This is a genomic window from Cupriavidus sp. CuC1, from assembly GCF_044627735.1.
Taxonomy (GTDB): Bacteria; Pseudomonadota; Gammaproteobacteria; order Burkholderiales; family Burkholderiaceae; genus Cupriavidus; species Cupriavidus ulmosensis.
The window spans coordinates 21,326-35,289 of the sequence record NZ_JBIUHC010000032.1 but is presented as its reverse complement, the minus strand read 5'-3'; the positions used below and the strand labels follow the sequence as shown (position 1 = coordinate 35,289).

Sequence of the window (13,964 nt, the reverse complement as noted above, 5' to 3'; positions counted from 1 at the left end):
GTTGTCGCTTATGCGGCATTTTTTGTGCTTATGGATCAAGTGAGGTAATTTCCAAGATCGCCTCGAATTCTCGGAGTAAGTCGGGTTGTCTTTGACTCAGATATTTCACTAACGACTCGTTTTCCAGTAGCTTTGCTAGATAGCCCCGCGCGAGGACAAGGTTGAGCACGTCTTCGCCGTATGTTTGCTCGACAAGTTTGTATTGCTCCTGTAAGTTGCCCATCTCCCGCTCCATTCTTGCCATCTGTTCCGGGCTAACGCCACTCAACTTTCCAGGCTTCTTGCCATTAGTCAGACGGCCCGCCGGTGTCGCAACGAGCAAGGCCTCGGCGTAGGCCACGGTGATGTTGTTCGCTGCCACCATCAACTCCACGCACTCAACTTGGCGCGTTGGCTTCATCTTGCGTATAGCCCGCGCTACTTCGGGTGAAAACTGCCGCTCCTTGAGCAACTCGACTGCCTCCGGGCAGATCCCATCGAGCAAGTTCACCTTCTTCATGATTTGGCTTACGTCAACTGAAAGCGCTCTCGCCAAGCGCTCGGGCGTCACACCCCTGTCGATAGCGCGACGAATCATGTAGTGCTCTTGAATGGTGGCTAGGCGGTTGATGCGGTTGTTATACGTGTACGCCTCGTCGTCGGTAGCCACTAGGCACGCGGCCTCAACGAAGCCTAGTTCGCGTAGTGCCATCAACCGGATATGTCCGTCTAGCAGCATGTGATGGCCGGACTGCTGATCGACGGCAGTTACAGACAGCGGCTCAATCAGACCTATTTCTTCAATGGAGGATCGGATCTGCTTAAACTTGCGCGTGTTCGCGACGCCGGCAGGCGTCTTGCGAGAAGGAAGAATGCAGATGACAGGAACGGAGAGAGGTTCGGGCACAAATCCGAGCGTCACACTTGTCATGGCCCGCTCCCACCAGGCCACACCCGGTCAGCAAGGTACTTTGGCAGTGTTGCCAATGACTCTGCTCGTAGAAGATTCATGAAATTCTCGTCGGCGAACAACTGCCGAAGGGCTCCAACGACGAACAGTAAACGTTGCTGGGTGAACTCGGCCTTGCGGACCATAGTCTTCTGGCGCTCGACCTCCGTCTCATACGTTCTTACTAGACTCGACGTCGTGATATCTGCCTTTTTACTCTTCATGTATCTCGCGGCCGATATCCCCAATGTCTGTCGTCGCTCGATGATCCGGCGAGCGGTCATGAGTTGCTTGCCGCGGAGTTTGCCGGATTCATATGCCTCCTGTAGCGCTGCCTGTATCGCTTTGTCGTCGTCGCCCGCGCCGGCAATTGCTAGGGCTGCAGTCATTGGGATCGTACCCTTCTCAACGGCAATCAACAGGCGCTCCTCCCCATGTTGAAGTAGCGTCAGGATCCCCTGGACATATGCTTGGGTCAGGCCGGTCTTCTCGGCGATGGTCTTCGGAGAGTAGCCCTGGTCTTGCAGTTGCCGGATACCGGCGAGCAGTTCAAGCGGACGACATTGCCGGCGTGCGATGTTTTCAGCGAGGCTCATGATGAAAGCGTCCTCGTCGCTAACGTGGACTACCATTGCTGGGATGGTGGTTTCACCGAGCGAGCGAAATGCCTTCAGGCGGCCTTCGCCACACACCAGAAGAAATTTCTCCGCCCCATTCGAAGCAGTTCTCGGTGTCACGGTAATTGGCTTCTTAAGCCCGATCGTCTTTACGTTGCCTACTATCTCTTCGAAGACGCGACTGTTGCGCTCGCGTGGATTAATCACCTCGATCTGATCAATCGGGATCATGCGGATCTCTCCGGCCCGCTGCTTCACATTCATGCTGTCCTCCGCAGCTTCGCCCGCTCAGCCATCCGATAGAGGTAGTCCAGCGTGTCGAAGCGATAACTCTCGTACTCGATCGAGTTGCGCTCCGCCAGGCGAATTCCGGGCAGTGCGAAATCAAGCCGAGGTAGCAAGTAATAATCGAGCGGCGCGTTGTTCTGACCGTTTAGCCGTACAGCGACAGTGATATCTGGCAGCAGGCTCGTGTCAAAGCGAACTTTCCAATGGTTTCCGCCATTCTCATGCGGTTGGCAACGCGACAATACCAGCGATACAGTGAATTCTTCGTTTACGTCCAGGATGTCGGTGGCCAGATCGCGGACTACGCTTCCGCCAAGATCGGCGATGGCCTTCTCGGTTTGCTTGACGATCTCCGGATGCAACTGGCGCAGAAACCGGTTGATCTCGAGGTACCGATAGTCCCTGTCCGGCGTGAATCCAACGGTTTGGTAAGCGCGGATAAGGCTGCCGAAGCGGTATGCGTACACCGCTGAGGATGGCATGCCTTCGGTCTCGTCGATGATCAAGCCGGACAAGAAGCCGCGGTTCCTGTACAGGTTCCGCAGGCGCTCGATTAGTTCATCGCAACTATATCGGCGTGCCCTGGCCCGCATGATGCCTTGCGCGGTGTAGAAGACATCCGGTGGCACAATTGGCTTGAAGGCGCCGTCCTTGCGGATCCACATGTCGGACGAATTTGTGACGCGTGCTCGCTTGAGTTTGAATGAGACGCGGTTATAAACGTTATTGCCAATGTACTTTTCGTTGGTAAGTACCTCCCTCACGGTTGCGCGAGTCCATTCTCGGTCCAGATCCGTACGCACCCTCATGCCGTTTAAGCGTGCGGCGATCTCATACTCGTTCAACGATTCGTCGATGAACCAGTTGTAGATCAAGTTGATCATGCGGACCTCGCTGTCCGATCCCGGCATCAGGATGACCCGGTCAGTCTGCAGGCTCTTAAGCTCCCCGCGGTGAAGCTCGGTCTTCATGAGGCCATGCTCGTCAACCAGTACCCTCCGCAGACCGTAGCCAGCGGGCCCACCTTGTCGAAATCCAAGTTCGACCAGTCGGCATTGGCCCGCGAACACCTTGGCCGATAGCTCGCGGCTGTATTCGCCGGCCATTGCACGCTTTACGCCCTTTACGATCGTTGAAACTGGTGAGCCGTCGTTCTCGAACTGCTCGGCACAGTACGCGACTTGGATGCCGGCGCGCCGACAGATGTACTCGTAATACGCACTCTCGTCGGCATCTTGAAACCGACCCCAGCGGCTCACGTCATAGACGAGAATAGCTTGAAAGTCGGTGTTTCCTCCGGTGACCTCTTGGATGAGGCGTTGCAGGGATTCACGCCCATCAATGCGCAGCCCACTCTTCCCTTCATCGGCATACGTTCGGATGATCTCGAACCCTCTTCTTGCGGCGTACTCGCGAATCTTGTCGCGCTGATTCTCCGTCGAGTACTGCTGATGCTCGGTCGACATCCGAACGTACTCGACGGCACGAAGGGCTTCCGGCGTCCTTGGCGCCGTCCCATTGATTTGATCGATTGACATGATGATCACGAGCCAATGTGCGAACCCGCTCTCACGCTAACGGCCACTGTTGCCTCGAGCTACGCCCGGTATCTGTGGACTTGTGCACGGGCGCGATCGGGTTCGTCTGGAAGCCGCTCAGGGCCTGGGGAGAGCGCACGAATCCACAGTAGCAGGTGACGGCGCAGAGCGCCTCACGTCATCTCTTTGCAATCATGATTCGATGGGCCTCTGGCTGGAGGCAGTACTACGATCTGGACCGTCCACGCGTCCATCTTTGCAATCCCATGGGAGGAGTGGCGCTGCAGGAGGTAGACGCCAGAGGGGAGCGGCGCTTGGACGGAGGACACATCCATCTTTGCAATCGACCGTCGTCGATGGTTTCGTGTGCGCTGGAACTCTCGATTGCGCTCGACGTACGCAGGATGCGTGGCGCGATAGCTGGACCAATAGTCCCGGTGGCGCTTGCGCCATGCGGTGCATGCGCGCGTTTGGTTGTCGCGATAGTCGGCGTCGGTCTGCAGGCGCTGCTTTTGCCATCGGCGCCGGCGCTCGCGCTGACAGGCTGTGGCAGAGCAATAGCACTGCCTCGGCACTTGGGGACGTGGAAAGAAGGATTGGCCGCAGGCGGCGCACCGTCGCATCGCTTTCATAGCTCGCTCCAGTCAACGAGCCGAGTATGCGGCGGGCAAGCGGTGTGCTATTAAGCAACTGCAGAATACGCGGTGTTGGTTCCGATGCGACGAAGGCGGTGGGACTCACAAGTTCCTAGGAAGCCGGTCTGAGGGATCACGTCATTTATTTTGTGACTTCGATAGGAAATTTCCAGCTTTTTTGAGAGTACTGAACTTTAGATTCTCAGAAAAGCTGGTTAGGTCCTTGATTTGTAAGGGCCGTGTTGTCAGCTATTTTGTGGGACGACAGGCGCAGTACTGAAGCTCACGAGAGTTCGCCCGCTATCCACACCGGCGTCGCGGCCCACCGGGCCGTGGCCGGCTGGAGTCCGCCTGTGCAATTGAAGCGCAACGCCTCGCAAAGGAGACGATGCAATGTCACGCAAGACCACCCTTGACCTGAACGCCGACATGGGCGATGGCTTCAGCGCGTTGACCATTGGCGCTGGCGTCGACGCGCAGATCATGCTCTTGATCAGCTTGGCCAACGTCGCCACCAGTTTTCACGCGAAGGATCCCAACATCGTTGATGCTCAGAGCTTCGCAACCGCCATCAACTCCGCAACCGTAACCTCAAGCGCAGTAGCAATCCTCAAGAGATGCATCACCCCCAGGTTCTGCCCTCCCCGCTCAACTGAACTCATATACGAGCGGTCGATGCCAGCCCGATGGGCGAGCTCTTCCTGGGACAGGTCCTGCCTGAGTCGGACTTCGCGGATCGCGTTGCCCAGTTGAACAAGAGGGGCGGCACCACCGTGCCTTGGGGAAGCTATTGGCATCTCGCCATGCTCGGTCTATGATGACGATAAGACCACGGACGATATTACCCAAACGAGCCACGCTTTCACGTGAACAAGGCCTCTGAACACGCTCGTCAGATTTCGCGATATCGCTATACACACCGATCGAGGCAAAACTCGCTGTTGCCCCATGTTGGAGACGATGGTTGTTGAATCTGCCCATCGAAATTCTGGCGCCGGCATCCTTGCCGGCGCCGAACTGGAGCACACTCTCACCATGAGCGGCATGTTTGTCCTCTGGCAAACGGCACGCCACGCCGGCGATCTCGCCCGGACGGCCGCGCCGTACCACGCCCTAGGCGCCACCCTGGCGCAGCGGCCGTTTCGCCTTCCGGCTCCCCAGCAGGCTGCCGCGCTGCAACTGCAGGGGCTGGTGGCGGCCTAACTGCAATACCAGGAGGGCCAGCTGGCCCACTACCAGGCAGCCGTACAGTGCGTGGCTGCCTGTACCGCCTACTGGCAGGGTAGAGGCGCGCTGCCGTGCCATTGGCGCCGGATCCGCAACCAGGTGCTGCGCTTTGAATTCAGCCTGGCACCTCCACTGTTTCTGTCGAGCCGCGTCCACGCGGTCAGGCAGGAGTTATATCCCTATATCTCACACTGTAGTCTGGGAGCATCGCTATGACGATCGGTCTAGCCGTCTTGGCCGTGGGCGTGCCCATCGCGGCCTTCTTCATCTGGGTTGCCCGGAACAGTCTTCGCGCACAGGAGGCGGAACGGGCGGAGCGCCGTGGGTGCAGCTGCCACTGCGGGCGCCGGCAGACCAGCGCCGACCACCAACTGCCTCCATAGCCCTCTGGCAAGAAGGACAGCCAAGGCTTATCGGTGTCAGATCCACCCCAGGGCACAATCGCCCGGCGCGAGCAGCGCAGTGCCCAGCGGGTGGGCTCCACTATCCCTCCCGTTTTCATGTCTTCTACCGTTCCTTCGCAACTTTCCTGAGCCGTATCCGCGCGATATACGAAACGCCGCGTGGCAATTGGAAGAGTATCGGCTGTCCAAGGAGGACGCGGGTAGCACCGCCCTTTTTGTCATCGCGGGGCAACTTAGCGCTGGGGCACGGGACATCTTGTGCGAGCGCAACATTGGCTATTTCGACGCCAGTGGAAGTTTGTACTTCAAGCACAAGGACTGGCTGATCAACATCGATCGCCCGGCGAAACCTGTTTCGCCCCGGCGAGCGGGATCACTCTTCACCGGCGCGAGGGAGCAAGTCGTACATGCCCTGCTCCATTCCAACCAGAGATGGCTGACCGGACTCGAGATTGCTGACCTGGCCGAAACCTCCGCCTATACGGTGTCACTCACCCTGCGTGAATTGGAGCGCCTGGAGCTGGTAGAGTCCAGAGGCAGTGGGCGAACCCTGCGCCGGCGCCTTATACAACCAGGCGTGCTGCTTGATTTGTGGGCCGATGCCTGGCGCGTTCGGAAGGAACATAAAACCCGCTGGTTTGCGTACACCCGCAACCCGAATGCGATACTTTCGGCCATCACCGACAAGCTGGAGAGCGAGGCGCTAACGGGCTGGGCCTTCACCGGCACCGCCGCGGCGAACGCGGTGTCGCCACTGCTTAGCACGTGGAGAGCGCGGACACAATCGTTCCTCTCGGCAGCACGCCCGACTACGCAAAGGCGCTGGGGTTGCAGGAAGTCGAGAAAGGCTCGAATGTCACCCTCATCGAGCGTGGCGGTGCGAGCTCCCTATTCACCCGGGAACACTCGGATCATCCCTCGCACCTTGCCAGTGCGTTCATCATGTACCTGGACTTGCTGGACGGCCGTGGCCGCAACAAGGAACTCGCTTCGCAACTTCGCTCGGACATCCTGAAAATCTGACCTCATGGACTTCTCCAAACCGGCAACCGCCGACGGTTACAACGTAGAACACACCCTTGCGTGCGAACGGGCACCGATCGCCCTGCTCGGTAAACTGGTGAATCCCGAGCAACGCCAACGTGCGGCGACATGCCGCAGCAGAGGTCGATGTACACCTTCAAGACTTGAATCGGCGGTCTATTTGCGTTCAGTCAGAAGCTTGCGGATGGCGGCTTCCGTTTCGGCATAGCGCCCTTCCCCAAAGTGCTGGTAGACGATGCGGCCCTCGGCATCGATCAAGTAGGTGGCAGGCCAATACTGGTTGTGAAACGCCGACCACGTGGCGTAGTTGTTGTCCTGCGCGACCGGATAGCGGATATCGAAGCGCTTGAGCGCCGCCTGTACGTTGGCAGTGGACTTCTCGAGCGGGTATTCGGGAGTGTGCACGCCCACGACGACAAGCCCCTGGTCCTTGTACTTCTCATGCCACTGCTTCACATAGGGCAACGTGTGGATGCAGTTGATGCAGGAGTACGTCCAGAAATCGACCAGCACCACCTTGCCGCGCAGCGCCTTCATCGAAAGCGGCGGCGAGTTCAGCCATTGGTCGATGCCGGCGAACTCGGGCGCGGTGCTGCCATCCGCAACGGGCGCGCTGAAGGCGGGCGCGCCCGTTCCGATGACATAGACGGCGGCAATGCCGGCGGCAACCAGGGCGGACAGTAGAAGTTTGCGCATGATTTCAAATGCTTCAAATGCTTCAAATGCAAATGCGTAAGGAGTGGGAAGCCGTGCCAACGGCGCTGGCACGCTTGCGATCCGCCCGACGGCATCGGGCGGATCACGGCACGGGTCAGACCAGATGCAGTTCGACGTGGATGTTGCCGCGCGTGGCTTTTGAATACGGGCAGAGCTGATGCGCCGCTTCAACCACCGCCTGCGCCACTTCCCGGTCGAGACCCGGCAGGCTGACGTTCAGGCGGGCCTGCAGGAAAAAGGCGCCGTCGGTGGTGCCGAGGTCCACCTCGGTATCCACTGCAAGGTCCGCTGGCAGCTTGATCTTCATCTGGCTGGCGGCGCGGCCCATTGCCCCGATAAAGCAAGCCGACCACCCTGCGGCAAACAGCTGCTCGGGGTTGGTGCCGGCGCCGCTGCTGCCCGGTGAGGACAGCTTCAGATCCAGCCGGCCATCGTTGCTATGGGCTTGGCCTTCGCGGCCGCCGGTGACGTGGACTTTGCCGGTGTACAGGACGTTCTCGATGCGGGTCATGATGTTTTCCTTGAGATGGTTTTGCGCGGAGAATTGCGCGGCCGGAGATCGCTTCGCTTGTGCTCGGCATCGGGCCACGGAACGTATTAAAGGCGGTCGATGTATCAGGCACGTAGCACGTCGCGGCCTGTTCTGTCTGGCTACGTATCCCGATTGCCGCGTGATACAGACGCATACAAAAATCCCGCGGCAAGTGGCGAAGACGCGGCGCAGGACAGCGCTGTGGGATGCAGTTTTGTATCGCTCTGTATCCGGCGGCCTGCCGGATACGCAACGTTTCAAATCGGAGGGTTCGGGAAACAGGCGCGATACGCGGGTCGCCAATACTTCCCATCGGCAATCATTCCCAATGGAGAGAACCATGTCCGAACCGATCAATCAAAAACGGCGCCGCCTGTTTGGCACGGCCGCGCTCACGCTGGCCGCCGCGCCACTTGGCCTGTATGACCTGGCGCACGCGGAATCCGGCAAGACGGCAGCGCGCCCGCCGACCGCAAAGCCGGGTACGCATACCCAATTCACGACGATCAAGCAGGTGACTGCCGGCGAACTCAATATCGGCTATGCCGAGACAGGTCCTGCCGATGGGCCCCCCGTCATCCTCCTGCATGGCTGGCCGTATGACATTCACAGCTTTGTCGACGTCGCGCCAGCGCTGGCGGCGGCGGGGTACCGCGTGATCGTGCCGTATGCACGTGGCTATGGCAGCACACGCTTCGTTTCCGACGCGACGTTTCGCAATGGCGAGCAGGCGGCGCTCGCGCTTGACACCGTCGCCCTGATGGACGCGCTGGGCATCGGCAAGGCGATCCTCGCCGGCTACGATTGGGGCGCGCGCACGGCATGCATCGTCGCGGCGCTCTGGCCGGAGCGCTGCAAGGCGCTGGTTTCCGTCAGCGGCTACCTGATCGGCAGTGTCGAGGGCAACCGAAAGCCGCTTGCGCCGCAGGCCGAACTCCAATGGTGGTATCAGTTCTATTTCGCCACCGAGCGCGGGCGGGTCGGTTATGAGCAGCACCGGCATGCGTTCACGAAGCTGATCTGGCAACTCGCCTCGCCGAGATGGCACTTCGACGACCGCACGTTCGATCGCAGCGCCGTGGCGTTCGACAATCCGGACCACGTGAGCATCGTGATCCACAACTACCGCTGGCGGCTCGGCCTTGCCGAGGGCGAACCCCGATACGCCGATCTGGAACAGCGGCTTGCTGCGTTTCCGAGCATCGGTGTGCCAACCATTACGATGGAAGGTGACGCCAATGGCGCGCCGCACCTGGAACCGAGTGCCTACGCCAGCAAATTTTCAGGCAAGTATCAGCATCGGCTCATCACAGGCGGCATTGGCCACAACTTGCCGCAGGAGGCGCCGCAGGACTTTGTCAGCGCCGTGATCGACGCAGACCACCTCTGATCGCTGGTTGCCTGGTCAGGCTCGTTGCCGGGAGCGTGGCCAGGCTGCTTCGAGGTGGACAGCGACGCATTGAAACCGTGGCCCCGCCGGGCAACCGGGCAGGCCTCTAGCCTCCCCCTTTGGTCAGCCTAGCCTGACGATCGCTGCCAGCCCGCCCCCTTCACGGTTGCGCAGCTTGAGCGAGCCGCCGATGGCCACCGCAAGCTGATATGCAATGGCGAGGCCCAGGCCGGAGCCGCCGGTCTCGCGGCTGCGCGAGCTTTCGAGTCGCACGAACGGCTGCAGCACGGCTTCGAGCTTGTCTTGCGGGATGCCCGTGCCGCGATCGAGCACCTCGATGATCACGGTGTCGTGCTCGCGGTCCACGCGCAGTTCCGCCGCGCCGCCGAACTTGATCGCGTTGTCCATCAAGTTGGTCAGGATCCGGCGCAACGCATGGGGGCGCGTCACGATGGCGCCGCCGATGTTCTGCTGGATGGTCACTGCCTTGCCGATGTCCTGATAGTCGTAGGCCAGGCTCTCGATGAACGATCCGAGGTCGATTCTCGATGGCTTCTCGCCATCGCCATGCGTGGATCGCGCGTACGCCAGCCCTTCCTGCACGAGCCTTTCAATCTCGGCCAGGTCCTGCACCATCTTGCGCTTCTCCTCGGAGTCCTCTGCCAGCTCGGCGCGCAGTTTCATGCGCGTGATCGGCGTCTGCAGATCGTGCGAGATGGCCGCCAGGATCTGCACGCGCTCCTCGATGAACTGGGCGATGCGCTCGCGCATGGCATTGAATGCCCGCGCGGCGCGGGTCAGCTCGGCGGGGCCTGTTTCGGCCAGCGGCGGCGTCTTTATGTTGGGATTGAGCGTATCAGCGGCATCGGCCAGTGCCACCAGCGGCCGGATCGACACGCGTACGGCGAACCAGCAGCACCCGACCAGCAACAACAGTTGGATCACCAGCACATAGGGCAGCCACTGGGCGATCGGGATCATGCGCGGATGCACGTCGATGGTCAGGGGGCTGCCGTCGCTCAGCGTCAGGTGCGCCTGCAACTGCTTGCCGTCGCCCGGGATCGACTCCACCGTGACGGGAAAGCGGCCCTCGCTGGCTTGGGTGATCCGCGCGGCAATATCCTTGCCGCGTTGCGTCATCTCGGGCACGCCCGGCGAGCCCGGCCCCAATATGTATTGATAGTTGCCGCGATTCACGCGCGGCAGCCATTGCGCACGCTCGGCGGCGGGAACGCGGTCGAGGATGGCAACCGAGGTGGCCACGTCGGTTTCCAGCGTGCCCAGCATGACTTCGTGCGCTGTCATGTATCTCTCGGAGAACAGCACGCCAAACGACAAACCATGCGCGATCACCAGCCCGGCAAGCAAGATCAGGAACAGGCGCGAACCCAGCGAGCGCGGCCAGGGCCAGAGGCGCGTGCTCGTTGTGCTCGTTGTGCTCGTTGCGTTCAATGTGCTCATTGGCGGGCCTCCTTGATCTCCACCGGCATCGCAAGCACGTAGCCCTCGCTGCGCACGGTCTTGATGTAGCTGGGTTCGCGTGCGTCGTCTCCCAGGCGCTGGCGCAGGCGGCTGACCAGCAGGTCGATGGAGCGCTCGAACATGTCCGCCTCGCGGCCCTGCGTGAGGTTGAGGAGTTGATCGCGGTTGAGCACGCGCTGCGGATGGTCGACGAACACGCGCAGCAGCCGGTACTCCGCGCCGCTGAGCGTGACGATGGTGCCGTCGCTGTCGATCAGGTGGCGCGCGGTGGTATCCAATTGCCAGTGACCGAACGCGAGCATCTGCCCTGCTTCGGTGATCTGCAAATTGGGCGGCAGCATCCTGGTGCGGCGGAGCACGGCCTTGATGCGCGCCAGCAGCTCGCGCGCGGCAAAGGGCTTGGCGACGTAATCATCCGCGCCCATTTCGAGGCCGATGATGCGATCCGTTTCATCGTCGCGCGCGGTCAGCATCAGCACGGGCGTGGCCTTGTGCTTTCCGGCACGCAATTCGCGGCACAGCACCAGGCCGTCATCGCCCGGCAGCATCAGATCGAGCACGATCAGGTCGACGGTATTGGCCTCCAGGAACGAGCGCATGTGGCGGCCATCCGGCGCCACCGTCACGCGCAAGCCGTTCTTGGTGAGATAGGTCGAAACGAGTTCACGGATTTCCCGGTCGTCATCGACGATCAGGATATGGTCGACGTGCGATTCCATCGGGTTCACCTCGGCAGGATTGGGAATGTTCGGCCAGTCAGTTTCGTCGCCATTGTATGGGGGCCTTCGGCCCCGCGTGTATCGCAATGTATCCGGGCGCCGCGCTGCCACAAAGAGGTACAAACTCGCTTGTTTGCGACGCATGTTTGCGACACACCCAGGCGACGTCCGCGGTGCCTGATCAAGGGCAACCCAGCCACGCCAACAGACCCGATCATACCTCTGCTGCTACTTGCTTGCCTGGGTGGCGCACCGACCATCCTGAGCCCATGCATCCTGCCCGTCGTGCCATTTGTGCTCAGCGGCGACGCGCCCACTGGGCCAGTCCGGCGCAGGCGACCAGCAACCCACCCGTGACAAAGAACACCGAATGCAGGCCGAGGCTCACGCCGATCTGACCGCCGATCACCGGCCCGATCACCTGGCCGCTGAACTGCGCCGATTGCAGATACCCCAGCATCTGCCCCGTCGCGTGTTCGTCAACCGATTGTCTCGTGAGCTTGCCGATCGCAGGCAGCAGGCCAGCGAGCGTCATGCCCATCAGCATGCGCAGCGCGGCCAGTTGCCACCAGTGCGTGACAAACGCTTGCGGCAGCATCGCAAGCCCCGTCAGAACCAGGCAGCCGATGATCACGTTCCAGCTACCGATGCGGTCGGCCAATGCGCCGAGCCGCGCCGCCGTCAGCACGCTGCCGAGCGCCGAACACGCCATCACCACGCCCGCGATGCGGGTCAGGTGATCCGCGCCCACGCCCAGGCTGCCGATATAGACCGTGATGATTGGCTCGATCGACATGTTGGCGAGCAACACCATCATTGCCGTCACCAGCAGTGCGGCCACGACAGCGTAGTTCGTGCGGCGCACCGCGCCCGCAGCCGGATTGGCCGTGCGGCCCCTAGCGTCGCTGGCCGGATGAAAGTCCTCCTTGACGACAAAGATCGTCAGCAGCGCGGTGACCGCGATCATCGCCCCGCCCGCGAAGAACGTGCCCCGGATGCCGATCCATTCCGGCAGCAGCCCGCCGACCAGCGGCCCGACGAGGTTGCCGGCGAGCGCGCCGGTCGACAGGATGCCCAGCGCCCAACCCGCGCGCTCGCGCGGCGCCTGGGTGCCGACCATCACCGTAGACGCCGACGCAAAGCCGCCCACGAGGCCGGCGATCAGCCGCAGCGCGACAAGCTCGTAGACATTGTGGGCGACGCCGATCAGCGACATCACCACGGCCATCCCGACCGCCGCCCGAATGAGCATCGGCTTGCGGCCGAAGCGATCGGCCAGCCGCCCCCAGAGCGGCGCGGTCAGCGCCGTGCCGAAAAACGTCGCGCCGAACGCAACGCCCGACCATTGAATCACGCTCGACTGCGATTCGACGCCAAGCTGCCTGACGTACACGGGCAGGAACGGCAGCAGCATGCTCAGGCTGACCAGCGTTGTGAACGAGCCGAACACGCAGACCGCAAGATTGCGCCGCCAGTAGTGTTCGTTGCGCGCGGCGTAGCCGATGTTGCTCGCCCGGCCAGGCGCGGCGGACGTCGATTGGGCGGCCTGGTGGGCAGCCTGGTTCATTTTTGCGGATTGCATGGCTACCCCCCGAAGTCGGTTGAGCCCGTGATGGATTCCCAAGCCCCGATCTCTCTGCCCAAGGCCCTGAGGCGCGCCTCGACAAGCCGCCGGGCGTCGTCGCCGAGCAGCAGATGCGTCGGCGGATCCTCAGCGTCGACAATGCGCAGGAGCGCGAGGGCCGCCTTGGCCGGATCCCCCGCCTGGTGGCCGCTGTATTCCTGCCGGCGCCGGCGCACCGGCTCGAACACGGCGTCGTAGTCGGCAATCGAGCGGCCGGAACGGACCATCGAGCGCCCTGCCCATTCGGTGCGGAAGGACCCCGGCGCGACGGCCGTGACCTTGATGCCAAGGCCGCTGACTTCCTTGGACAGCGCTTCGCTGATGCCTTCGAGCGCGAACTTGCTGCCGTTGTAATAAGCGACGCCGGGCAAGCCCACGTAGCCGGCCATCGACGTGATATTGACGATGTGGCCACGGCGCCGCTGGCGCATGGCTGGCAGCACGGCCTTGATCATGGCCACCGCGCCGAACACGTTGACCTCGAACTGGCGGACCAGCTCGGTCAGCGGCGACTCCTCCAGGATGCCCTCATGGCCGTAGCCCGCGTTGTTGACGAGCACGTCGAGCGGGCTCCAGTCATGTTCGATCCTGCGCACGGCGGGCTCGACCTCATCCAGCCGGCTGACATCCAGGATGACGGCCTTGGCGCGCGTGCTGTGCAGGGCCTCGAACGCGGTGCGATCATCCTCGCGCCGCACGGTGCCGACCACGCGGTGCCCGGCGTCCAGCGCCGCCTCGGCAAAGGCGCGGCCCAGGCCGCCGCTGACGCCGGTGATGAGAAAGGTCTTCTTGATGGTCTTCATTGCAGACTCCACGGAC

General features: G+C 61.7%; 13 protein-coding genes and 1 pseudogene. 4 read left to right on the top strand and 10 right to left on the bottom strand.

The window, feature by feature from the left end; translation table 11 throughout:
- Window positions 1-28 precede the first annotated feature (28 nt).
- The 3 genes from ACGLHR_RS16080 to ACGLHR_RS16070 are packed head-to-tail and all read right to left on the bottom strand — an operon-like array spanning window position 29 to window position 3,371.
- The gene (locus tag ACGLHR_RS16080; protein WP_400095122.1) at window positions 29-910 is read right to left on the bottom strand and encodes a plasmid partitioning protein RepB C-terminal domain-containing protein; all 882 of its coding nucleotides are present in this window, start codon (window positions 908-910) and stop codon (window positions 29-31) included.
- Window positions 907-1,809, bottom strand: a complete 903-nt coding sequence (locus ACGLHR_RS16075; protein ID WP_400095120.1) for a plasmid partitioning protein RepB C-terminal domain-containing protein — start codon at window positions 1,807-1,809, stop codon at window positions 907-909. The genes ACGLHR_RS16080 and ACGLHR_RS16075 overlap by 4 nt, the downstream gene beginning before the upstream one ends.
- The gene (locus tag ACGLHR_RS16070) at window positions 1,806-3,371 is read right to left on the bottom strand and encodes a recombinase family protein (RefSeq protein WP_400095118.1); all 1,566 of its coding nucleotides are present in this window, start codon (window positions 3,369-3,371) and stop codon (window positions 1,806-1,808) included. Before ACGLHR_RS16070 ends, ACGLHR_RS16075 begins: the two co-directional genes overlap by 4 nt.
- 1,028 nt (window positions 3,372-4,399) lie before the next feature.
- Between ACGLHR_RS16070 and ACGLHR_RS16065 the strand changes: the two are divergent.
- A pseudogene (locus tag ACGLHR_RS16065) lies at window positions 4,400-4,501 on the top strand (lactam utilization protein LamB); the annotation flags it as partial.
- Window positions 4,502-4,557: 56 nt separating this feature from the next.
- Here the strand turns inward: ACGLHR_RS16065 and ACGLHR_RS16060 are convergent.
- Window positions 4,558-4,803, bottom strand: coding sequence for a helix-turn-helix domain-containing protein (locus ACGLHR_RS16060; RefSeq protein WP_267604912.1), 246 nt, complete (start codon window positions 4,801-4,803; stop codon window positions 4,558-4,560).
- Window positions 4,804-4,966: 163 nt separating this feature from the next.
- Between ACGLHR_RS16060 and ACGLHR_RS16055 the strand changes: the two genes are divergently transcribed.
- Entirely contained in the window at window positions 4,967-5,209 is a 243-nt protein-coding gene (locus tag ACGLHR_RS16055; RefSeq protein ID WP_400095116.1) for a hypothetical protein, read from the top strand.
- Between the two features lie 1,193 nt (window positions 5,210-6,402).
- Window positions 6,403-6,660, top strand: coding sequence for a hypothetical protein (locus ACGLHR_RS16050; RefSeq protein WP_400095114.1), 258 nt, complete (start codon window positions 6,403-6,405; stop codon window positions 6,658-6,660).
- A gap of 177 nt (window positions 6,661-6,837) precedes the next feature.
- Here the strand turns inward: ACGLHR_RS16050 and ACGLHR_RS16045 are convergent, their stop codons facing one another.
- Both ACGLHR_RS16045 and ACGLHR_RS16040 read right to left on the bottom strand, forming a co-directional pair.
- Entirely contained in the window at window positions 6,838-7,377 is a 540-nt protein-coding gene (locus ACGLHR_RS16045; RefSeq protein ID WP_400095113.1) for a thioredoxin family protein, read from the bottom strand.
- A gap of 115 nt (window positions 7,378-7,492) precedes the next feature.
- Window positions 7,493-7,909 (bottom strand): organic hydroperoxide resistance protein, encoded by a 417-nt coding sequence (locus tag ACGLHR_RS16040; protein ID WP_400095112.1) that lies wholly within the window; start codon window positions 7,907-7,909, stop codon window positions 7,493-7,495.
- Between the two features lie 361 nt (window positions 7,910-8,270).
- On the opposite strand from ACGLHR_RS16040, the gene ACGLHR_RS16035 reads away from it, so the two are divergent.
- Window positions 8,271-9,320: an alpha/beta hydrolase gene (locus ACGLHR_RS16035; protein ID WP_400095160.1), complete on the top strand. Its 1,050-nt coding sequence runs from the start codon at window positions 8,271-8,273 to the stop codon at window positions 9,318-9,320.
- Window positions 9,321-9,443: 123 nt separating this feature from the next.
- Here the strand turns inward: ACGLHR_RS16035 and ACGLHR_RS16030 are convergent, their stop codons facing one another.
- The 4 genes from ACGLHR_RS16030 to ACGLHR_RS16015 all read right to left on the bottom strand — a co-directional run bounded on the left by ACGLHR_RS16030 (window position 9,444) and on the right by ACGLHR_RS16015 (window position 13,948).
- Window positions 9,444-10,781 (bottom strand): ATP-binding protein, encoded by a 1,338-nt coding sequence (locus tag ACGLHR_RS16030; RefSeq protein WP_400095110.1) that lies wholly within the window; start codon window positions 10,779-10,781, stop codon window positions 9,444-9,446.
- Window positions 10,778-11,521 carry a response regulator gene (locus ACGLHR_RS16025; RefSeq protein WP_318231319.1) on the bottom strand — a complete coding sequence of 248 codons (744 nt, stop codon included), beginning with the start codon at window positions 11,519-11,521 and terminating at the stop codon, window positions 10,778-10,780. The genes ACGLHR_RS16030 and ACGLHR_RS16025 overlap by 4 nt, the downstream gene beginning before the upstream one ends.
- 298 nt (window positions 11,522-11,819) lie before the next feature.
- On the bottom strand, window positions 11,820-13,103 hold the full coding sequence (locus ACGLHR_RS16020) for an MFS transporter (RefSeq protein WP_400095108.1): 1,284 nt from the start codon (window positions 13,101-13,103) through the stop codon (window positions 11,820-11,822).
- A 2-nt stretch (window positions 13,104-13,105) separates the two neighbouring features.
- Window positions 13,106-13,948, bottom strand: a complete 843-nt coding sequence (locus tag ACGLHR_RS16015) for an oxidoreductase (RefSeq protein ID WP_400095107.1) — start codon at window positions 13,946-13,948, stop codon at window positions 13,106-13,108.
- Window positions 13,949-13,964 lie beyond the last annotated feature (16 nt).